The sequence below is a fragment of the Paraburkholderia dilworthii genome, assembly GCF_000472525.1.
In the GTDB taxonomy this organism is placed as follows: domain Bacteria; phylum Pseudomonadota; class Gammaproteobacteria; order Burkholderiales; family Burkholderiaceae; genus Paraburkholderia; species Paraburkholderia dilworthii.
The window spans coordinates 21038-41205 of record NZ_AWZT01000021.1; the positions used below are offsets into that span (position 1 = coordinate 21038).

The window sequence follows — 20168 nt, forward strand, 5'->3', positions numbered from 1 at the left end:
ATGCGCGACGCACCGAGATCGGCCGCTGCGGGAAGATAAGACGTGGTGCGGGATTTTAACGCTTTGCGCAACCCGCTGCCGAACGCTGAATGACCGGCGGGGCGCACCGCGGTGCGAGGGCAGAACCCGACGCCGCGCTGCCGCTGCGAAAGGCTTTCCAGCGAAGCACCGCCAACGCCTTTTCGTCACCAGGGTCTCACGCTACAAGACATTCCAGTCGACGATTGAACCGCGGCTCAAGCCCTCGCGCCTCTTTGGCAAGGTTGATCTGTTTGGCCGACTTCGCGACGTCGAAAACGTCTGTCTTGATGTTGTAGCCGCCACGCGAGTTTAGCCAGTCGAGTATGTCCGACAGGTGCCAGACCGACGCACTTCCCTCATGCACCGGCGCAGGAAATTCGACCGCATGACTCAGCATGAGCTTGCGCATATTTTGCCGCGACACGCCCGCAATCTCCGCGACGTCGGTCAGGCCCACAAAGTCGGGGCCGGCTTCGACAAGTTGCGCGGACGGCACCGCCTTCTTCACGTCGCCCAGCGCGCTGACCAGCGCCTCGAATGCGGACGCCCCTTCACGCGAAAAGACCAGCGCGAGTCGTCCTGGCTGCCCCACGCCAATTGTCGCGTCGTCACACCCCGCTTCGCCCAAGCGCTCGACGATCGCATCAAGATCGCAGTCTTGTGCCGCAAGCTTGTATTTCAACGTAAACGTATATTCCATTTGCTACTCCTGCTTTATTCAGCCAACACTTGCCATTCAACATTTCCTAACGATGCGCCGTGCAGTTGTCGACGACACGCCGCAAGTGCCGGGCGTGATTGACGGCATTCTTCGGCGTACTCCATACGCTGGATATGCAGAATTCCCCGCAACGACATTCAGCGTCTTTGTAAGGGCAATACATCTTTCCCCAGGCGTGGCCCTTGCCCCCGCCCTGTATGCGCCAGCCGCGCCGTTCGGCATACGCCAACGCCGCTTCTATCTCTTTCTTAGCATGGGTTGCGCGAACCATCCTGCCCTCCAATGTATTGCCTGCAACTTAAGTTGTCAAGTGACAACCCAAATCTGCTCACCAGGCTCAAGCGCTTCACATGCTTCGTTATGCAAACCGATCGCACGATGAAGACGTTTGTCGGAGATCCATACTAAAGTCACTGCGGCGATGAAGCGATTCTGTCGGATGGCATAAGATAGAACCGCGTTTATTCAGACTGCGCAAATACGGATTTTTTTGCGATCTACCATGACAAAGCCCCTGCCGGTCATCGACCGACAGGGGCTTTCTGAATGCAACGAAACGCCGTGTGCGCCTTCGGCGAAAAACTATTCCGACTGCCCCAACGGCCACGCGCCCGACAACACTTTCTCCAGCCAGAATGTGCCGATCACCGTTTTGACGTCGGTGATCTTGCCGGTCCGCACCCACTCCGACACCTCCGGTACCGTCGCGGTGAACAGTTCGAGGAACTCGCCGTCGTCGAGCTTACGCTCGCCGGACGTGAGGCCACGCGCGAGATAGATGTCGATAAACTCGGTCGAATAGGAAATGATGGGGTGAATGCGCGTTAGGTACATGTACTCGCGCGCCGAGTAGCCCGTTTCCTCGCGCAACTCGCGAATAGCGCAGGCAAGTGCACCCTCGTTGGGATCGAGCTTGCCGGCCGGATATTCGACCATGACCTTGCCCATCGGATAGCGATACTGACTTTCCAGCAACACGCGGCCGTCGTCGAACAACGGAATCACCATCACGGCGCCGGAATGCTCCACATATTCGCGGATGGCATGCTTGCCGTCCGGCAGAAGAACGGTGTCGCACTTGAGCGTCAGAAACGGCCCCTGATGAACCGTTTTGCTCTGGATACAGGTCTCGGTGAGGACTGCGTCGTGATCGGGAAGTTCAGCCATGTGCGGAGCTCGGGCCAGCGTGATGCGCGACGGCGATACGCCGTCAGCGGCGTTTGACGAGATACTGGAACGTGAAGCCGGGGAAGGCGAAGACAACGAATAGCGCGAACGTGATCGCGTAGAACTGCCACCCCTGTTCGAAGCGGTTGCCCGCGCGTGCTTCAAGCAAGAAACCGAGCGTGCCCACCACGAAGTAGAGCACGATCAGTTCGGCAATCCGGAGCCAGGCGCTTTTCTTCGCCGCCTTCAGCGGCACGGCGGCGAAGAGTCGCTGATTCAGGAACGGCAGATTGGCGCCAACCAGCGCCAACAGCACGATAAACCAGCCAGCTGCGGACATCAGAATGACAGTGTGTGCTGAATAGCCTGCAAACAAGCCTTCAACAGCGGATCGGGCACGATACCGAGCACCAGCACGGCAACGCCATTGAGCGCGAGCAACGCGCGCGTGCCCGTATCGGCGACAATCGCCGACTTGTCTTGCGGCTCGTCGAAATACATCAGCTTCACGATACGCAGGTAGTAGAACGCACCGAACAGCGACGTGATCACGGCAAGCACCGTCAGCCAGGTCAAGCCCGCGTTCATCGTGGCCTGCAGCACCGCGAGTTTCGCGTAGAAACCGACTGCGGGCGGAATACCGGCGAGCGAGAACATCATCACCATCATCACGAAGGCGAACACCGGGCTGCGTTGATTCAGGCCCTTGAAGTCCTCGAGCGTGTCGGCTTCGAATTCGCGGCGAGCGAGCAGCATGATCACGCCGAACGTACCCATCGTCGTGATCAGATAGACGATGCTGTAGTACATCGCCGAGCCATACGCGCTGGCAGCGCCCGTGGTCTTGTGGTCGACTACGCCGGCCAGCAAGCCGAGCAGCACAAAGCCCATATTCGAGATCGCCGAGTACGCGAGCATACGCTTGAGGTTGCGCTGCACGATACCGGTGATGTTGCCGACAATCAGCGACAACGCCGCCAGGATCACCAGCATTTGCTGCCATTCGACCGCGAGCGGCAACAGCCCCATCACCAGGAAGCGCAGGCCCCATGCAAATGCCGCGACCTTCGGACCACCGCCGACTAGCAGCGTCATGGCCGTCGGCGCGCCCTGATACACGTCAGGCACCCACATATGGAACGGCACGGCACCCATCTTGAACGCGACGCCCGCTACGATGAAGATCACGCCAAACAGAAGCACGCTGGCATCGTAATGGCTCTGCCCGATTGCCTTGAACACTTCGTTCAGGTCGAGCGAGCCGGTCGCGCCGTAAAGCATCGAAATGCCATACAGCAGGAAGCCGGAAGCCAACGCGCCGAGCACGTAGTACTTCATTGCCGCTTCGTTGGACGGCGCAGCTTCGCGACGCAACGCGATCACGCCATACAGCGACAACGACATCAGTTCCAGGCCGAGGTACAGTGTCAGGAAGTTGTTGCCGGAGATCATGACGAGCTGCCCGAGCAACGAGAACATGCCCAGCAGGAAGAACTCGCCGCGGAACAGCCCGCGATCTTCGAGATAGCGTCGCGAATAAACGATCGTGACCGTGTAGCCGAGCGTCACCACCGCTTTCATCAGGCTCGCGAACGAGTCGACCACATACATGCGGCTGAAAAAGTAGTGCACCGACGGGTCGAACGCATTGACCGCGAACCAGATGCCGGCGACGAGCGTCGACAGGACCGCGATGAAGTACGTGGTACGGCGACCGGCCTGGCCGACGAACGTGTCGTTGAGCCACGCGACGACAACGGCGAGCATCACCAGCGCGTCGGGCAACAGGGCAGTCATAGGGGCGTTTTGCATGGTCTTTAATTCCTCCGCTCGGCGTTACTGAGACAACGGCAGCTTGGACTGCGCAACGTGGGAGAGGAGGTTTTCCACGGATACGTGCATCACATCGGTAAAGGGCTTCGGATACAGGCCCATGAACAGTGTCAGTGCGGCGAGCACTGCCAGCATGAAAAATTCGCGGCGGCTGATGTCGACGAGGCTCTTCACATGGTCGTTGGCAATCGCGCCGAAATACACGCGTTTATACATCCACAACGTATAGGCCGCGCCGAGAATCAGCGTGACGGCCGCGCCGCCCGCAATCCAGAAGTTGTACTGGACGGCAGCCAGAATCACCATGAATTCGCCGACGAAACCGGAGGTGCCCGGCAAGCCGCAATTCGCCATCGAGAACAGCATCACGAAGGCCGCGAACTTCGGCATGACATTGACGACGCCGCCGTAATCCGCGATCTGACGCGAGTGCATGCGGTCGTACAGCACGCCGATGCTCAGGAACATTGCGCCCGACACGAAGCCGTGCGAGATCATCTGCACGACCGCGCCTTCCACACCGAGCTGATTGAAGATGAAGAAGCCGAGCGTGACGAAGCCCATGTGCGCGATCGACGAATACGCGACCAGCTTCTTCATGTCGGCCTGCACCATCGCCACGAGACCGATGTAGATCACCGCGATCAGCGACAGCGTGATGACGACCGGCGCGAGGAAGTGGCTTGCATCCGGCGCGATGGGCAGCGAGAAGCGCAGGAAACCGTAGGCGCCGAGCTTCAGCATGATCGCGGCCAGCACGACCGAGCCGCCCGTGGGCGCTTCCACGTGGGCGTCAGGCAACCATGTGTGCACCGGCCACATCGGCACCTTCACGGCGAACGCCATGAAGAATGCTATGAATAGCAGGATCTGCGGCGTCATCGCGATCTGCGCATGCTGCCAGGTGGCGAGGTCGAACGTGCCGGTCTGAACGTACAGATACAGCAGCGCGACCAGCATCAACAGTGAACCCATCAGCGTGTACAGGAAGAACTTGAACGCCGCATACACGCGGTTGGCCCCGCCCCACACGCCGATGATGATGTACATCGGAATTAGCGTCGCTTCGAAGAACACGTAGAACAGCATGCCGTCGGCCGCGCTGAACACGCCGACCATGATGCCCGACAGGATCAGGAACGAAGCGAGATACTGGCCCACGTTCTTCGTGATCACTTCCCACCCGGCGATCACGACGATCACCGTGATCAAAGCGGTCAACACGACGAACCACATCGAGATGCCGTCGACACCCAGGTGATATGTAATATTGAATCGTTCGATCCAGTTGGCCTTTTCGACAAACTGCAGATCGGCGCTGCTCGAATCAAAACCGGTGATCAGCGGGATCGTCACGATGAAGCTGACGACCGAGCCGATCAGCGCGACCCAGCGCGCGGGACCGGGATTCCGGTCGGAACCGATGGCCAGAACCAGCAGGCCGCAAAGGATCGGTAACCAGATTGCAATACTGAGAATCGGATAAGCGTGCATTAGTGTCCCTCGCCTTATTTGCCGCCGAGCGTTACAAACAGGGTCAGGAGCCCCAACATGCCGATAATCATGGCGAACGCGTAGTGATAGATGTAGCCGGATTGGAGGAAGCGGATCACGCCGGCGAACCAGCCGATAAAGCGTGCGCTGCCGTTGACGATACCGTCGATCACAACGACGTCGCCTTCCTTCCACAGACCACGGCCAATTGCCACGGCGCCCCGCGCAAAGACGACTTCGTTGATCTTGTCCATGTAGTACTTGTTGTCGAGCAGCGTGTAGATCGGCCCGAACGCGCGCTTGATGACAGCCGGCAGATCAGGACGAACGAGATACAGGAACCACGCGACGACGACACCCGCGAGCGCCAGCCAGACCGGCAGGCCCGCCACCGAGTGCAACGCCATCGGCACCCAGCCGTGGAACTCTTCCGCCATTTCATGCAATGCCGGATGGTTTTCGCCGATGAAGATCACCTTGTCGAACGCCACGCCGTGCTGGAAGAAGTCGCCGAACAGCATCGGACCGATTGCAATCGCACCAATCACGACCGACGGAATTGCCAGCAGCACCAGCGGCACCCACACCACCCACGGCGTTTCATGCGGCTCGTGTGAGTGACCGTGGTCGTCGTGACCATGACCGTGCGCGTCGTGACCGTTGCCATGACCATGTGCGGCGGCTTCCGCGCCCATCGGCGAATCCGGATGCTTCGGATCGCGGAAGCGCTCCTTGCCGTGGAACACCATGAAGTACATACGGAACGAATAGAGCGCGGTGACGAACACGCTCGCGACCACGGCGAAATACGCGAAGCCCGAACCCGGCAGATGCGACAGCTTGACTGCGTCGATGATCGAATCTTTCGAGTAGAAGCCCGAGAAGAACGGCGTGCCGATCAGCGCCAACGAACCAACCAGCGACGTGATCCACGTGATCGGCATGTACTTGCGCAGGCCGCCCATGTTGCGCATGTCCTGATCGTGGTGCATACCGATGATCACGGAACCCGCGCCGAGGAACAGCAATGCCTTGAAGAACGCGTGCGTCATCAGGTGAAACACGGCGACAGAATAAGCCGACGCGCCGAGCGCGACCGTCATGTAGCCGAGTTGCGATAACGTGGAATAAGCCACCACACGCTTGATGTCGTTCTGGACAATCCCGAGGAAGCCCATGAACAGCGCGGTAATCGCACCGATCACCATGACGAACGACAGCGCCGTATCCGACAGTTCGAACAGCGGCGACATGCGCGTGACCATGAAGATACCGGCCGTCACCATAGTTGCCGCGTGAATCAGTGCGGAGATCGGTGTCGGGCCTTCCATCGAATCGGGCAGCCACACGTGCAGCGGAAACTGCGCCGACTTACCCATTGCGCCGATGAAGAGGCAGATGCAGGCGACCGTCAGCAGGCCCCAATCCGTGCCCGGAAAACTCAATGCCGCGAGTTCGGTGCGCTTCGCAAACACGTCGCCGTAGTTCATCGAACCGGCAAACGCGAACAGCAGGCCGATACCGAGCAGGAAGCCGAAGTCGCCGATGCGGTTCACGAGGAACGCCTTCATGTTCGCGTACACCGCCGACTGGCGCGTGAAGTAGAAACCGATCAGCAGATACGATACGAGACCCACCGCTTCCCAGCCGAAGAACAGCTGCAGGAAGTTGTTGCTCATCACGAGCATCAGCATCGAGAACGTGAACAGCGAAATGTACGAGAAGAAGCGCTGATAACCGTCGTCGTCGGCCATGTAGCCGATCGTGTAAATGTGCACCATCAGCGACACGAAGGTCACGACGCACATCATCATGGCCGTGAGCGAATCGACGAGGAAGCCGACCTCGAACTTCGTCTTGCCGATCGTCATCCATTCGTAGACGGTCGCGTTGAAGCTCGCGCCGTCCAGCACCTGGAAGAAGACCATCATCGACAGCACGAACGAGATCGCAACGCCGAGGATCGTGACTGAGTGCGCACCTGCGCGCCCTACCGCCTTCCCGAACAGCCCCGCAATCAGGGAACCGGCCAGCGGTGCCAGCGGAATCGCCAGCAGCAGGTTTTCATTGAGTATCGTGGACATAACCGCTTTTCCTGAGATTAACCTTTGAGCTGATCGAGATCCTCGACATTGATCGTGTCGAGGCTACGGAACAGGGTCACCAGAATTGCGAGGCCGATCGCCGCTTCCGCTGCCGCAACGGTCAGCACGAAGAACACGAAGATCTGGCCATGCACGTCGCCGAGGTAATGCGAGAAGGCGACGAAATTGGTGTTCACCGCGAGCAGCATCAGTTCGATCGCCATCAGGATGATGATGACGTTGCGGCGGTTCAGGAAAATGCCGACGACGCTGATCGCAAACAGGATCGCGCCGAGCACGAGGTAATGAGCAAGGGTCAACATGGTTTCTATCTCCTGTCCGCTCAGCTGTTCTTGGCAGATGCCGATTCGGCCGCTGCCGCCGCTGCTGCGGCTTCTTCCGCAGCGACGGTTGCCGCGCTCTTTTCCGACGGCATCTTGACGACGCGCACGCGGTCCTGGGCACGCACCTTCACCTGCTGGCTGATGTTCTGGCGTTTGCTGTCTTTCTTGTGGCTCGTGGTCAGCGCGATTGCCGCGATGATCGCCACCAGCAGCACCAGACCGGCGACTTCAAATGCAAAGATGTAGTCGGTGTAAATCACCTTGCCGATCAGGCGGGTGTTCGACCAGTCGCCCATGCCGTTCGCGGCGGCGGTCGTGTCGCGCACTACCGTGCTGGTCGCGCCGTAGCCATGCCACAGAATCAGCGCGGTTTCGAGCACGATGATCGCGCCCACCACTGTCGCCATCGGCACAAAGCGTTTGAAGTCCTTGCGCAGCACGTCGATGTTGATGTCCAGCATCATCACGACGAACAGGAACAGCACCATCACCGCGCCCACATAAACCAGCACCAGCAGGATGGCGAGGAACTCGGCCTGCAGCAGCATCCAGATCGCGGCTGCGTTGAAGAACGCCAGCACGAGAAACAGTGCGGACGAAACCGGGTTGCGCGAAGTGATCACCTTCAGCCCTGATACCACCAGGAGCAGCGCGAAGATGTAGAACAGTACGGTCGTGAATTCCATGATTACCGGTTCATCGTTAGGCCATCGTCAGGCATTGTTCTTTGGCACGTGCGTCTGGCAATGGCGTGAAAATCGCCAGAACAGCCGCACATGTGCGCCGTGCCGCGGCATTCGGGCCGCGGCGCTCGGCCCGACAACAGGCCGTGTTACTGCTGCATTTACTGATACTGAAGCGCTATTGCCGCATCTACCGCTTAGACACGCGGAACGCTTTAACGATACGGTGCGTCGGCAGCCTTGTTCGCGGCGATCTCCGCTTCGTAGCGATCGCCCACGGCCAGCAGCATGTCCTTGGTGAAATACAGGTCGCCGCGCTTTTCGCCGTGATATTCGAGAATATGTGTCTCGACGATCGAATCGACCGGGCAGCTCTCTTCGCAGAAGCCGCAGAAAATGCACTTGGTCAGGTCGATGTCGTAGCGCGTCGTGCGGCGCGTGTTGTCCTCGCGCGTTTCCGACTCGATCGTAATAGCGAGCGCGGGACACACCGCTTCGCACAGCTTGCACGCGATGCAACGCTCTTCGCCATTCTCGTAACGGCGCAGCGCATGCAGGCCGCGAAAACGCGGTGAGATCGGCGTCTTCTCTTCCGGGAACTGCACCGTGACCTTGCGCTGGAACGTATAACGTCCGGTCAGCGCGAGGCCCTTGACGAGCTCCGTCAAAAAGAAGGTCTTGAAAAAGTTTTGGATTGCGGTCATGAGTTCATCCGCCCTTTATTTCCAGATATTCAACGGCGACATGATCCAGAAGCCGACCACCACCAGCCACACCACGCAGACCGGAATGAAAATCTTCCAGCCGAGACGCATGATCTGGTCATAACGGTAGCGCGGGAACGTGGCGCGCGCCCAGATGAACACCGACAGCAGTAAGAAAACCTTGAGGACGAGCCAGAAGATGCCGGGGATAAACGACAGAAACCCGAACGGAGCGCTCCAGCCCCCGAGGAACAGCGTCGAGGCCAACGCCGAGATCACGATCATGTTGATGTACTCGGCGAGGAAGAACAGCGCGAACGCCATACCCGAGTAATCGATCATGTGACCCGCGACGATTTCCGACTCCCCTTCCACCACGTCGAACGGGTGGCGGTTCGTTTCGGCGATGCCCGAGATGAAGTAAACGACGAACATCGGCAAGAGCGGCAGCCAGTTCCACGACAGGAAGTTCAAGCCGTGCGATGCGAAGAAGCCGTGTTCCTGCGAATTGACGATGCCCGACAGGTTCAGCGTGCCGGCCGTCATGAGCACGACGACCAGCGCGAAGCCCATCGAAATTTCGTACGAGACCATCTGGGCCGCTGCGCGCATCGCGCCGAGGAACGCGTACTTCGAGTTCGACGCCCAGCCGGCCAGAATCACGCCGTACACGCCGATCGACGAAATCGCGATCGCATACAGCAGGCCCGCATTGATGTCGCCGAGCACCGCGCCCGCCTGGAACGGAATGACCGCCCAGACCGCGAAGGCGGGCACCACCACCATGATCGGCGCAATCAGGTAAATCCAGCGGCTGGCCTGCGCCGGCTGAATCACTTCCTTCAGCAACAGCTTCAGCACGTCGGCGATTGGCTGCAACAGACCTGCGGGACCGACGCGGTTGGGGCCGAGACGCACGTGCATCCAGCCGATCAGCTTACGCTCCCACAGAATCAGGTAAGCCACGCACAGCAGGATCGCGACGGCCACCACCAGGATGCGCACGAGCGCCCACACCGTGGGCCATGCCACACCGAGAAGCTGTGTGCCGCCCGAGTTGATCGTATCGAACAAGCTCATTTACGCCTTCTCCACCACCAGTTCACCGAACAGGCTGCCCAGCGCTGCACCGGCAGGCGTAGCCGCCGATACGCGGACGACCGTCTCCGCAAGATTCGCGTCGCGCACGGCCGGCAACTGCACCGATTGCTCGCCTTGGCGCACGCGAACTGCGTCGCCTTCTTTCAAACCCAGTTTGTCGAACAGCGCAGCCGGCAGGCCGACATTGTTGGCCGCACGCGCCGCCGCGGTCAGATGCAGCGACTCCGCGCGACGGACGAGCGCATCGGCGTGATAGATCGGCACGTCGGCGATACGCTCGAACTTGCCTTCCGCCGCCTTCGCCGTCTTGCCGCAAGCAACCACCACGCCTGTCTTGTTCGACAGACGCGATTGCAGTTCGCCGTCGCCAAGAGCGGCTTGGCGAACGTCTTCCGCCGTGTCGTATTCGAAGCCCGGCGCGCCCAGCAGGCTGCCCAGCACGCGCAACACCTTCCATGCAGGACGCGTGTCGCCGAGCGGACGCACCACGCCGTTGAACGACTGCACGGTACCTTCGGCGTTGACGAACGTGCCGGCCGTTTCCGTGAACGGCGCGATCGGCAGCAGCACGTCCGCGTATTCCGCGCCGATCTGGAACGGCGACATCGCAACAACCATTTCCGCCTGCTTCAGCGCGGCCAAAGCCTGCGCCGGATTGGCGGTGTCGAACTCCGGTTCGACGTTCAGCAGCAGATAGCCCTTGCGCGGTTGCTCGAACGCCTCGCGAGCGTTCAGGCCGCCCTCGCCCGGCAATGCGTTCACAAGATGCGCGCCGACCGTGTTGGCCGCTTCCGTCAGGAACCCGAGCGTTGCGCCGGTCGCATCCGCGATCCATTGCGCCGCCGCATGAATGACCGCGAAGTCCGGATGACGCACCGCGCCGTTGCCGAGCAACACGAGGCGGCGTTCGCCGGTGGCGAGCGACTTCGCGACTTCCTTGTCGGCGTCCGTAGCTTGTGCGTTCGAGAAAGCTTCCGGCAGCGCAGCCCCGTTCGCTTGCGAGACCGCCGATGCGATGCCCGCCAATGCGTCGAGCCATGCCGAGGGAGCCGCGGCCACGCGCTGCGATTGCGGAATCAGCGCGTCGTCGCCGGTGGCCTGGATCAGCGTGAGCTTCGCGCCGCCCTTTGCGGCCTGACGCAGGCGTGCGGCGAACAGCGGATGATCGCGTCGCAGGTCAGAACCGATCACCAGTGCCGAATCGATATTCGACAGATCGGCGATTGCGGTGCCGAGCCACGGCGCCCCGTTGGCCGGAGCCGAGAAATCCGACTGACGCAGACGGAAGTCGACGTTAGGCGTACCCACCGCTTGCGCGAGTTGCTTGAGCAGGAAGAGTTCTTCCACGGTGCTGTGAGCGCTGCCGAGCGCGGCCAGCGCGTTCGCGCCGTGGTCGCCCTTGATACCCTTCAGGCCCTTGACCACGTATTCCAGCGCAGTCTGCCAGTCGGTTTCGACCCACTTGCCGCCTTGCTTGAGCATAGGCTGCGTCAAACGCTCGGGGCTATTCAGGCCCTCGTACGAGAAGCGGTCCTTGTCCGAAATCCAGCACTCGTTAATGGCTTCGTTTTCGAACGGCAGCACGCGCATCACGCGGTTGTTCTTCACTTGCACGACGAGATTGGCGCCGACGGAATCGTGCGGGCTCACGGACTTGCGACGCGACAGTTCCCATGTCCGTGCGCTGTAGCGGAACGGCTTGCTGGTCAGCGCGCCGACCGGGCACAGGTCGATCATGTTGCCCGACAGTTCGGAGTCGACCGTCTTGCCGACGAACGACGTGATTTCCGCATGCTCGCCGCGGCCCAGCATGCCGAGTTCCATCACGCCGGCTACTTCCTGGCCGAAGCGCACACACCGCGTGCAGTGAATGCAACGCGACATCTCTTCCATCGAGATCAGCGGGCCGACATTCTTGTGGAACACGACACGCTTTTCTTCGCTATAACGCGACGACGACTTGCCGTAGCCTACGGCCAAATCCTGCAACTGACACTCGCCACCCTGATCGCAGATCGGGCAATCCAGCGGGTGGTTGATCAGCAGGAATTCCATCACGGCTTGCTGGCCCTTCACCGCCTTGTCCGACTTGGTGCGCACGATCATGCCGGCCGACACCGGCGTCGCACATGCGGGCACGGCCTTCGGCATTTTCTCGACATCGACGAGACACATCCGGCAGTTGGCCGCAATCGACAGCTTCTTGTGATAGCAGAAGTGAGGAATGTACGTGTCGACCTTATGCGCAGCCTGGATCACCATGCTGCCTTCAGGCACCTCGACTTTCTTGCCGTCTATTTCAAGTTCAACCATGATGGTCAATCTTCCTTAACCTGTTACCGCTCAATCGTTCGCCCCGTTCATCGCCCGTTTTGGCAATGAATCTCGCGGTTGACGTGTTCTGGTACGTACCTGTTCAGCGTGCCTGTCGGAGCGCTTATCCGGTCGTCTACCGGGTAGCTGACCGCTTGCTCAGGCAGCCACGGTTTCTGCAGCCGCCGCGGCGCCCGCATGACCGCCAACAAGACAATGCTTGTGAGCGACGTGATATTCGAACTCGTCCCAGTAGTGCTTGAGCATGCCGCGAACCGGCATGGCCGCTGCATCGCCGAGCGCGCAAATCGTGCGGCCCATGATGTTTTCCGCAACGGAGTTCAGCAGATCGAGATCTTCCGGACGGCCAAGGCCGTGCTCGATACGATGCACGACGCGGTACAGCCAGCCCGTGCCCTCACGGCAAGGCGTGCATTGACCACACGATTCTTCGTAATAGAAGTACGACAAACGCAGCAGCGAACGCACCATGCAGCGCGTCTCGTCCATGACGATGACCGCGCCGGAGCCGAGCATCGAGCCGGCCTTTGCGATCGAGTCGTAGTCGAGGTCGGTCTGCATCATGATATCGCCCGGGATAACCGGCGCCGACGAGCCGCCAGGAATCACAGCCTTGATCTTCCGGCCGCCGCGCATACCGCCGGCGAGTTCCATTAGCGTGGCGAACGGCGTGCCGAGTGGAACCTCGTAGTTGCCCGGACGTTCGACGTCACCCGAAATCGAGAAAATCTTCGTGCCGCCGTTGTTCGGCTTGCCGATTTCGAGGTAGTTCTGCGGACCGATTGCAAGCAGGAACGGCACCGCCGCAAACGTCTCGGTGTTGTTGATCGTGGTCGGCTTGCCGTACACGCCAAAGCTCGCCGGGAACGGCGGCTTGAAGCGCGGCTGACCCTTCTTGCCTTCCAGCGATTCGAGCAGCGCGGTTTCTTCGCCACAGATGTAGGCGCCGTAACCGTGGTGCGCATGCAGTTCGAACGAGAAGCCCGAACCCATGATGTTCTCGCCGAGGAAGCCGGCGCGGCGAGCTTCGTCCAACGCTTCTTCGAAGCGTTTGTAAACTTCCCAGATTTCGCCGTGGATGTAGTTGTAGCCGACCGTGATGCCCATCGCGTACGCGCCGATGGCCATGCCTTCGATCAGCGAGTGCGGATTGAAACGCAGGATGTCGCGGTCTTTGAACGTCCCCGGCTCGCCTTCGTCCGAATTGCAGACGAGGTACTTCTGCCCCGGGAACTGACGCGGCATGAAGCTCCACTTCAAACCGGTCGGGAAGCCGGCGCCGCCACGGCCGCGCAGACCCGACGCCTTGACGTCGGCAATCACCTGCTCGGGCGGAATTTTTTCTTCCAGAATGCGGCGCAGCTGGGCGTAACCGCCGCGCGCCACATAGTCTTCGAGATGCCAGTTGTCGCCGTTCAGCCCAGCGAGAATCAGCGGTTTGATGTGACGATCGTGTAAAGACGTCATTTCGAAAGTTCCTCGAGCAGCTGGTCGATCTTCTCGCGGCTCATGAAGCTGCACATGCGATGGTTGTTCACCAGCATCACCGGCGCGTCGCCGCACGAACCCATGCATTCGCCTTCTTTCAAGGTGAATTTGCCGTCGGCCGTGGTTTCGCCGAAGTCGATGCCGAGCTTCTGCTTCAGATATTCAGCGGCGCTGTCGGAGCCGCCGTCCGGGCCGAGTTGACACGGCAGGTTCGTGCAGAGCGTGATCTTGTGCTTGCCGACCGGCGACGTCTCGTACATCGTGTAGAAGGTTGCCACCTCCTGCACGGCGACTGCCGGCATGCCGAGATAGTCCGCGACGAACTGCATGAGTTCGGGCGACAGCCAGCCATGCTCTTCCTGAGCAGTGGCCAACGCCGACATCACGGCGGACTGTTTCTGATCGGCAGGGTACTTCGCGATCGCACGATCGATTTCTTTCAGGCCTTCAGCTGAGATCATTTTCAGACACGACTCTTTCAATTCCTACCGAACGAAAACCTGTCGCTCACTTCGTGCTGCGACAGACCCGGCGTTCCTTTGCTTGACGCGCGCCGCGGTACGACCCGAGACGCGCGCGAATGATTACGTCCTAGCGATCTACCTCGCCGAACACGATGTCCTGCGTGCCGATGATCGTCACCGCGTCAGCGATCATGTGACCGCGCGCCATTTCGTCGAGCGCGGACAGATGCGCATAGCCCGGCGCACGAATCTTGAGGCGGTACGGCTTGTTCGCGCCGTCTGAAATCAGGTAGATGCCGAACTCGCCCTTCGGATGCTCGACGGCGGCATAAGCCTCGCCTTCCGGCACATGGAAGCCTTCCGTAAACAGCTTGAAGTGGTGAATCAGTTCTTCCATGTTCGACTTCATGCCCACGCGCGACGGCGGAGCAACCTTGTGATTGTCGATCATCACAGGGCCTGGATTCTTGCGCAGCCACTCAATGCACTGTTTCACGATTCGCGTGGACTGGCGCATTTCTTCCACGCGAACCAGATAGCGGTCGTAGCAGTCGCCGTTCACGCCGACCGGAATGTCGAAATCGAGCTTCTCGTAGACTTCATACGGCTGCTTCTTGCGCAAATCCCATTCGATGCCCGAGCCGCGCAGCATTGCGCCGGACATACCCATTTGCAGAGCGCGCTCGGGGCTGACCACGCCAATGCCGACCAGACGCTGTTTCCAGATCCGGTTGTCGGTGAGCAGCGTTTCGTATTCGTCGACGCACTTCGGAAAACGCGTGAAGAAATCGTCGATGAAGTCGAGCAACGAACCCTGACGGTTCTCGTTCATCCTCGACAATGCCTTCGCATTGCGAATCTTCGACGCCTTGTACTGCGGCATTGCGTCAGGCAGATCGCGATAGACGCCGCCCGGACGATAGTACGCCGCATGCATCCGTGCGCCTGACACGGCTTCGTACACGTCCATCAGGTCTTCGCGCTCGCGGAACGCGTATAGAAACACCGCCATTGCGCCAACGTCGAGCGCGTGCGCGCCGATCCACATCAGGTGGTTCAGCACACGCGTGACTTCGTCGAACATTACGCGGATGTATTGCGCGCGAACCGGCACGTCGATGCCGAGCAGCTTTTCGATTGCCATCACGTAGCCGTGCTCGTTGACCATCATCGACACGTAGTCGAGACGGTCCATGTACGGCACGGACTGGATAAACGTTTTGGTTTCAGCGAGCTTTTCAGTCGCGCGATGCAACAGGCCGATGTGCGGATCGGCGCGCTGGATGACTTCGCCGTCGAGCTCCAGCACGAGACGCAGCACACCGTGCGCGGCCGGGTGTTGAGGTCCGAAGTTGAGCGTGTAGTTCTTGATCTCTGCCATGGCGTTCTCTTAGTGTTTCAGACCGCCATAGCGATCTTCGCGGATCACGCGCGGCGTGATTTCCCGCGGCTCGATCGTCACAGGCTGATAGACGACGCGCTTCTCTTCCGGGTCGTAACGCATTTCGACGTAGCCGGAGACAGGGAAATCCTTACGGAACGGATGACCAATGAAACCGTAGTCGGTCAGAATGCGGCGCAGGTCCGGATGGCCTTCGAAGACAATGCCGTACAGGTCGAACGCTTCGCGCTCGTACCAGTTGGCTGAGTTCCACACGTCGACGACGGACGGCAGGATCGGCAACTCGTCGTCAGGGGCAAAAACACGAAGCCGCAGACGCCAGTTGTTCTGGACCGACAGCAAGTGTAGAACAGCCGCGAAACGCGGACCGTCATAAGCGCCGTCAGCATAAGTTTGATAATCGACGCCGCACAGGTCCATCATCTGTTCGAAACCGAGCGAGCGGTCGTCGCGCAGACGCGTTGCCACGTTGAGGTAGTCGCTTGCTTTCACGACGATCGTCAACTCACCGATTGCCTCGGTAGTGCTCAGCAGGAGGCCGCCAAAGGCCGCCTCGAGGTTCGCTTTCAGGGTCTCGAGTTTGCTTGCCATATTGTGGGAGAGGCGTTGCCTTATTGACGGGCGATTGTGTTGGTGCGGCGAATCTTGGCCTGCAACTGGATCACGCCGTAAACCAGCGCTTCCGCTGTCGGCGGGCAGCCCGGCACATAGACGTCGACCGGCACGATGCGATCGCAACCACGCACCACCGAATACGAGTAGTGGTAATAGCCGCCGCCGTTCGCGCACGAACCCATCGAAATCACCCAGCGCGGCTCGGCCATCTGGTCGTACACCTTGCGCAGAGCCGGCGCCATTTTGTTGCACAGCGTGCCAGCGACGATCATCACATCCGACTGACGCGGACTCGGACGAAACACGACGCCAAAACGGTCAAGGTCATACCGGGCAGCGCCCGCATGCATCATCTCGACCGCGCAGCATGCAAGACCGAACGTCATCGGCCACAAGGAGCCGGTACGCGTCCAGTTGATCAGTTTGTCAGCCGTGGTGGTGACAAACCCTTCCTTCAAGACCCCTTCGATACTCATTTGCTTTCCACTCCAGACGGGGCGGCAAGCCTTGGCCACCCACGCAAACCGGCGATTAAACCATCATTCCCAGTCGAGGCCGCCCTTCTTCCAGATATAGGCGAAGCCCAGCAGGAATTCGAGCAGGAAAATCATCATCGCCATGAAGCCAGGCCAGCCGATGTCGCGCAGGGCGACGCCCCACGGGAACAGGAACGCGGTTTCAAGATCGAAAATGATGAAGAGAATGGCGACGAGGTAATAGCGCACGTCGAACTTCATGCGCGCATCTTCGAATGCTTCGAAGCCGCACTCGTACGGTGCGTTCTTCTCGGTGTCGGGCTTGTTGGGACCGAGGATCTTGCCGATACTGACCAGTGCTACGCCTAAACCGGTGCCCACAACGAGGAACAACAAGACGGGGAAATAGGCTGCGAGGTTCAAGACTATCCTCAATCGGTTGGTTCTGAGTGCCGTCAGGAGCATAGCACCCCTGACGCGAAATCACTTCTGAGACGTACATGCCACGGATTCAGCGCAATCCGCGCGCCAGAAGTGAAAATGCCAGCCGAAGCGAAGCAAGCGGCTGGCATTAGATAACATTTGGTGCCGACGGCGAGACTCGAACTCGCACAGCTTTCGCCACTACCCCCTCAAGATAGCGTGTCTACCAATTTCACCACGTCGGCACTATATGCAATCCGGGAAAACAACTTATAAAACCCGCGAATCGCTTCAAGACATAGATTGTAACTGCTCTAAACAGTTTGTTCAACGCACAAAAGCACTTTCTACGAAAATTTATTTCGGTACGTCGGTCGCCGGCGCGGACGCAGCCGAGGCGGCCAGCGCGGCCGAAGCGCCTGCCGGCGAGGAAGCGGCCGAAGCTGCAACGGGTGCCGTAACGGCCGCACCGAGCACGCCCGCAGAAGGCTTTGCGCGATACGCGCCGAGATATGTGAGTGTCAGCGTGGTTACAAAAAACACCGCAGCGAGCACTGCGGTTGTGCGCGACAAAAAGTTTGCCGAGCCGGTGGCGCCGAACAGGCTGCCCGATGCTCCGCTGCCAAAAGCTGCGCCCATATCGGCGCCTTTGCCGTGCTGCAGCAAGACGAGGCCGATGACCCCGAGCGCCGACAACAGCTGAACGACGATAATCAATGTTTTCAAATACAGCATTACACTCACCTGAGTCTTATTTAGCCGAGACCCGCGGTCTGCGAGGCTCGGGATGGGTCATCCTCGACGAGGCGCTGCTTAACTTGCGACTGCGGTTGCAGCCGCCGCCTTGCAGATCGCCAGAAAGTCCTGGTCCTTCAACGACGCGCCGCCGATCAGGCCGCCGTCGATATCCTGCTGGCGGAACAACTCTTCCGCGTTGTCCGGCTTGACGCTGCCGCCGTACAACAGCGGTACATCCGCGACGCCGGCGCCCTTAGCCGTGAGACGGGAACGCAAGAACGCATGCACCGCCTGCGCCTGCTGCGAGCTTGCACTCCTGCCGGTGCCGATCGCCCAGACAGGCTCGTACGCAACAACAATACGCGCCGCTTCTTCAGCCGACAATCTCGCCAGCACTTCGTCCAGCTGCGCGCCGACCACCTCCTGGGTGGACCCGGCTTCGCGCTCCTCGAGCGTTTCGCCGACGCATACGATTGGCGTCAATCCCGCCTCAAGCGCACGCTGCGTCTTGACCGCGACCAACTCGGCGCTTTCGCGATGATAGGCGCGCCGCTCCGAATGGCCGACGATGGCAAACGTGGCACCAAAATCCGCCGCCATTTGTGCCGCCACTTCACCGGTATAGGCGCCGTGCGTGAAAGCCGAGACGTCCTGCGCGCCCCATACTACCCGGCTGCCATCCAGCAACGACTGCGCTTGCGCGAGATACGGGCTCGGCACACATACACCCACGCGCACCTCGGCCGGCAGTTCGCCTGCGCCTTTCGCCACGGCTTGCAGCAGCCCCGTGTTGTCGGCGAGACACCCGTGCATCTTCCAGTTACCCACTACCAGTTTGGCTCGTTGTGTCGACATCGTCTCGTCTTGCCCCTTGTCGTCTGCTTGTCCTGCTTGCTTTCCTGCTTTGGTGGCGGGCTTTATTTGCGCTTACAGTCCGCCTTTCGGATTCATGCAGCGTGCGCAAAACGCGCAATTTTACTGCGTGGGGGAGATCGGGTCAAACAACCATACGCACACCGAACCCCGCTCAGGAGCCTGCATCAAGCGTCCTGACCCCAGTTCAGCACGATTTTGCCGACGTGCGTGCTGCTTTCCATCAGCGCATGCGCGTCCGCGGCTTGCGCGGCAGGAAACACGCGATGCACCACCGGCTTGATCCGACCGCCTTCGAGATGCGGCCACACTTGCTCCTTCAACTGAGCGGCAATCTTCGCCTTGAACTCTACCGGCCGCGGTCGCAGCGTCGAACCGGTCACTGTCAAACGGCGGCGCAGCACCTCGTTCAGATTCAATTCCGCTTTCGCGCCGCCCAACAGCGCGATCAGCACGATGCGCCCGCCGTCGGCGAGCGCCGTCAGTTCGCGCGACACGTAACTGCCCGCCACCATGTCCAGAACCACATCGACGCCACGGTCGTTAGTGAGCGACTTGATGACTTCGACGAAATCTTCCGTCTTGTAGTTAATCGCGCGCTCGGCGCCCAACGCTTCGCACGCGCGACACTTCTCGTCCGAGCCGGCGGTTGCGAACACGCGGAAACCCAGTGCGTGCGCAATCTGGATTGCCGTGACGCCAATACCGCTCGAGCCGCCCTGCACCAGCAACGTTTCGTTCTGCCCGCCCTCGCCCTTGCCGAGTTGCGCGCGATCGAACACATTGCTCCAGACCGTAAAAAAGGTCTCCGGCAGCGAGGCCGCTTCGACATCCGACAGACCGTTGGGCACCGGCAGGCATTGCAGCAGTGGCGCCGTCGCGTACTCGGCGTAGCCGCCGCCCGCCAGCAACGCACACACGCGATCGCCAATTTTCAGGCCGAACGGATTGTTCTTCCCGTCGACGTCGCCGCCGACGATCTCGCCCGCCACTTCCAGCCCCGGCAGGTCGGACGCGCCCGGAGGCGGCGCATAGGCGCCCTTGCGCTGAAACACGTCTGGCCGGTTGATACCCGAAGCCGCCACCTTGATCAGCACCTCACCCGCTTTCGGCTGCGGCGTAGGCCGCTCCGCAAGCTTAAGGACTTCCGGTGCTCCGAATTCCGTGATTTCGATCGCTTTCATCTGCGTCAACTCCAAGATT

At 60.2% G+C, this 20168-nt stretch carries 21 protein-coding genes and 1 tRNA gene; all 22 read right to left on the bottom strand.

Annotated elements, in window-relative coordinates; all coding sequences use genetic code 11:
- Positions 1–196: 196 nt before the first annotated feature.
- Positions 197–721, bottom strand: a complete 525-nt coding sequence (locus F759_RS0118915; RefSeq protein WP_027801268.1) for a helix-turn-helix transcriptional regulator — start codon at positions 719–721, stop codon at positions 197–199.
- 46 nt (positions 722–767) lie between these two features.
- The gene (locus tag F759_RS44130) at positions 768–1013 is read right to left on the bottom strand and encodes a hypothetical protein (RefSeq protein ID WP_084534288.1); all 246 of its coding nucleotides are present in this window, start codon (positions 1011–1013) and stop codon (positions 768–770) included.
- Between the two features lie 311 nt (positions 1014–1324).
- The gene (locus tag F759_RS0118920) at positions 1325–1909 is read right to left on the bottom strand and encodes an NUDIX domain-containing protein (protein ID WP_027801269.1); all 585 of its coding nucleotides are present in this window, start codon (positions 1907–1909) and stop codon (positions 1325–1327) included.
- A gap of 43 nt (positions 1910–1952) precedes the next feature.
- Complete coding sequence (locus tag F759_RS0118925; RefSeq protein WP_013088947.1) at positions 1953–2249, bottom strand: DUF2818 family protein; 297 nt, start codon at positions 2247–2249, stop codon at positions 1953–1955.
- A complete protein-coding gene (gene nuoN, locus F759_RS0118930; RefSeq protein WP_036024746.1) occupies positions 2249–3721 on the bottom strand; it encodes an NADH-quinone oxidoreductase subunit NuoN in 1473 nt (490 codons plus the stop codon). The genes F759_RS0118925 and nuoN overlap by 1 nt, the downstream gene beginning before the upstream one ends.
- Positions 3722–3745: 24 nt before the next feature.
- Positions 3746–5236 carry an NADH-quinone oxidoreductase subunit M gene (locus tag F759_RS0118935; protein ID WP_027801271.1) on the bottom strand — a complete coding sequence of 497 codons (1491 nt, stop codon included), beginning with the start codon at positions 5234–5236 and terminating at the stop codon, positions 3746–3748.
- Between the two features lie 14 nt (positions 5237–5250).
- A complete protein-coding gene (nuoL, locus tag F759_RS0118940; RefSeq protein WP_027801272.1) occupies positions 5251–7320 on the bottom strand; it encodes an NADH-quinone oxidoreductase subunit L in 2070 nt (689 codons plus the stop codon).
- Between the two features lie 17 nt (positions 7321–7337).
- On the bottom strand, positions 7338–7643 hold the full coding sequence (nuoK, locus tag F759_RS0118945) for an NADH-quinone oxidoreductase subunit NuoK (protein WP_013339863.1): 306 nt from the start codon (positions 7641–7643) through the stop codon (positions 7338–7340).
- A 20-nt stretch (positions 7644–7663) separates the two neighbouring features.
- Positions 7664–8350, bottom strand: a complete 687-nt coding sequence (locus F759_RS0118950) for an NADH-quinone oxidoreductase subunit J (RefSeq protein ID WP_027801273.1) — start codon at positions 8348–8350, stop codon at positions 7664–7666.
- 212 nt (positions 8351–8562) lie between these two features.
- A complete protein-coding gene (gene nuoI, locus F759_RS0118955) occupies positions 8563–9051 on the bottom strand; it encodes an NADH-quinone oxidoreductase subunit NuoI (protein ID WP_027801274.1) in 489 nt (162 codons plus the stop codon).
- A 15-nt stretch (positions 9052–9066) separates the two neighbouring features.
- The gene (gene nuoH, locus F759_RS0118960) at positions 9067–10131 is read right to left on the bottom strand and encodes an NADH-quinone oxidoreductase subunit NuoH (protein WP_027801275.1); all 1065 of its coding nucleotides are present in this window, start codon (positions 10129–10131) and stop codon (positions 9067–9069) included.
- A complete protein-coding gene (gene nuoG / locus F759_RS0118965) occupies positions 10132–12465 on the bottom strand; it encodes an NADH-quinone oxidoreductase subunit NuoG (RefSeq protein ID WP_027801276.1) in 2334 nt (777 codons plus the stop codon). It lies immediately after the preceding gene.
- A 159-nt stretch (positions 12466–12624) separates the two neighbouring features.
- Positions 12625–13953 carry an NADH-quinone oxidoreductase subunit NuoF gene (nuoF, locus tag F759_RS0118970; protein ID WP_013587777.1) on the bottom strand — a complete coding sequence of 443 codons (1329 nt, stop codon included), beginning with the start codon at positions 13951–13953 and terminating at the stop codon, positions 12625–12627.
- Entirely contained in the window at positions 13950–14435 is a 486-nt protein-coding gene (gene nuoE, locus F759_RS0118975) for an NADH-quinone oxidoreductase subunit NuoE (RefSeq protein ID WP_006052900.1), read from the bottom strand. Before nuoE ends, nuoF begins: the two co-directional genes overlap by 4 nt.
- A 130-nt stretch (positions 14436–14565) precedes the next feature.
- Positions 14566–15819 carry an NADH-quinone oxidoreductase subunit D gene (locus F759_RS0118980; protein WP_027801277.1) on the bottom strand — a complete coding sequence of 418 codons (1254 nt, stop codon included), beginning with the start codon at positions 15817–15819 and terminating at the stop codon, positions 14566–14568.
- Positions 15820–15828: 9 nt separating this feature from the next.
- Entirely contained in the window at positions 15829–16431 is a 603-nt protein-coding gene (locus F759_RS0118985; RefSeq protein WP_027801278.1) for an NADH-quinone oxidoreductase subunit C, read from the bottom strand.
- A gap of 20 nt (positions 16432–16451) precedes the next feature.
- The gene (locus F759_RS0118990; protein WP_006052903.1) at positions 16452–16931 is read right to left on the bottom strand and encodes a NuoB/complex I 20 kDa subunit family protein; all 480 of its coding nucleotides are present in this window, start codon (positions 16929–16931) and stop codon (positions 16452–16454) included.
- Between the two features lie 63 nt (positions 16932–16994).
- Complete coding sequence (locus F759_RS0118995) at positions 16995–17354, bottom strand: NADH-quinone oxidoreductase subunit A (RefSeq protein ID WP_013339872.1); 360 nt, start codon at positions 17352–17354, stop codon at positions 16995–16997.
- Positions 17355–17514: 160 nt separating this feature from the next.
- Positions 17515–17599, bottom strand: a tRNA-Leu gene (locus tag F759_RS0119000).
- Positions 17600–17711: 112 nt separating this feature from the next.
- On the bottom strand, positions 17712–18089 hold the full coding sequence (secG, locus tag F759_RS0119005; RefSeq protein ID WP_027801279.1) for a preprotein translocase subunit SecG: 378 nt from the start codon (positions 18087–18089) through the stop codon (positions 17712–17714).
- A gap of 78 nt (positions 18090–18167) precedes the next feature.
- A complete protein-coding gene (gene tpiA, locus F759_RS0119010; protein ID WP_027801280.1) occupies positions 18168–18947 on the bottom strand; it encodes a triose-phosphate isomerase in 780 nt (259 codons plus the stop codon).
- A 185-nt stretch (positions 18948–19132) separates the two neighbouring features.
- Entirely contained in the window at positions 19133–20149 is a 1017-nt protein-coding gene (locus F759_RS0119015) for an NAD(P)H-quinone oxidoreductase (protein WP_027801281.1), read from the bottom strand.
- Positions 20150–20168: the final 19 nt, after the last annotated feature.

Excerpts from the sequence above, each read along its gene's own strand:
- nuoI (WP_027801274.1), bottom strand. The coding sequence starts at position 9,051 with ATGACCGCAATCCAAAACTTTTTCAAGACCTTCTTTTTGACGGAGCTC.
- nuoN (WP_036024746.1), bottom strand. The coding sequence starts at position 3,721 with ATGCAAAACGCCCCTATGACTGCCCTGTTGCCCGACGCGCTGGTGATG.
- F759_RS0118985 (WP_027801278.1), bottom strand. The coding sequence starts at position 16,431 with ATGGCAAGCAAACTCGAGACCCTGAAAGCGAACCTCGAGGCGGCCTTT.
- nuoH (WP_027801275.1), bottom strand. The coding sequence starts at position 10,131 with ATGAGCTTGTTCGATACGATCAACTCGGGCGGCACACAGCTTCTCGGT.
- tpiA (WP_027801280.1), bottom strand. The coding sequence starts at position 18,947 with ATGTCGACACAACGAGCCAAACTGGTAGTGGGTAACTGGAAGATGCAC.
- F759_RS0118990 (WP_006052903.1), bottom strand. The coding sequence starts at position 16,931 with ATGAGTATCGAAGGGGTCTTGAAGGAAGGGTTTGTCACCACCACGGCT.
- nuoG (WP_027801276.1), bottom strand. The coding sequence starts at position 12,465 with ATGGTTGAACTTGAAATAGACGGCAAGAAAGTCGAGGTGCCTGAAGGC.
- F759_RS0118935 (WP_027801271.1), bottom strand. The coding sequence starts at position 5,236 with ATGCACGCTTATCCGATTCTCAGTATTGCAATCTGGTTACCGATCCTT.
- F759_RS0118920 (WP_027801269.1), bottom strand. The coding sequence starts at position 1,909 with ATGGCTGAACTTCCCGATCACGACGCAGTCCTCACCGAGACCTGTATC.
- nuoE (WP_006052900.1), bottom strand. The coding sequence starts at position 14,435 with ATGATCTCAGCTGAAGGCCTGAAAGAAATCGATCGTGCGATCGCGAAG.
- F759_RS44130 (WP_084534288.1), bottom strand. The coding sequence starts at position 1,013 with ATGGTTCGCGCAACCCATGCTAAGAAAGAGATAGAAGCGGCGTTGGCG.
- F759_RS0118925 (WP_013088947.1), bottom strand. The coding sequence starts at position 2,249 with ATGTCCGCAGCTGGCTGGTTTATCGTGCTGTTGGCGCTGGTTGGCGCC.
- F759_RS0118915 (WP_027801268.1), bottom strand. The coding sequence starts at position 721 with ATGGAATATACGTTTACGTTGAAATACAAGCTTGCGGCACAAGACTGC.
- nuoL (WP_027801272.1), bottom strand. The coding sequence starts at position 7,320 with ATGTCCACGATACTCAATGAAAACCTGCTGCTGGCGATTCCGCTGGCA.
- nuoK (WP_013339863.1), bottom strand. The coding sequence starts at position 7,643 with ATGTTGACCCTTGCTCATTACCTCGTGCTCGGCGCGATCCTGTTTGCG.
- F759_RS0119015 (WP_027801281.1), bottom strand. The coding sequence starts at position 20,149 with ATGAAAGCGATCGAAATCACGGAATTCGGAGCACCGGAAGTCCTTAAG.
- secG (WP_027801279.1), bottom strand. The coding sequence starts at position 18,089 with ATGCTGTATTTGAAAACATTGATTATCGTCGTTCAGCTGTTGTCGGCG.
- F759_RS0118950 (WP_027801273.1), bottom strand. The coding sequence starts at position 8,350 with ATGGAATTCACGACCGTACTGTTCTACATCTTCGCGCTGCTCCTGGTG.
- nuoF (WP_013587777.1), bottom strand. The coding sequence starts at position 13,953 with ATGACGTCTTTACACGATCGTCACATCAAACCGCTGATTCTCGCTGGG.
- F759_RS0118980 (WP_027801277.1), bottom strand. The coding sequence starts at position 15,819 with ATGGCAGAGATCAAGAACTACACGCTCAACTTCGGACCTCAACACCCG.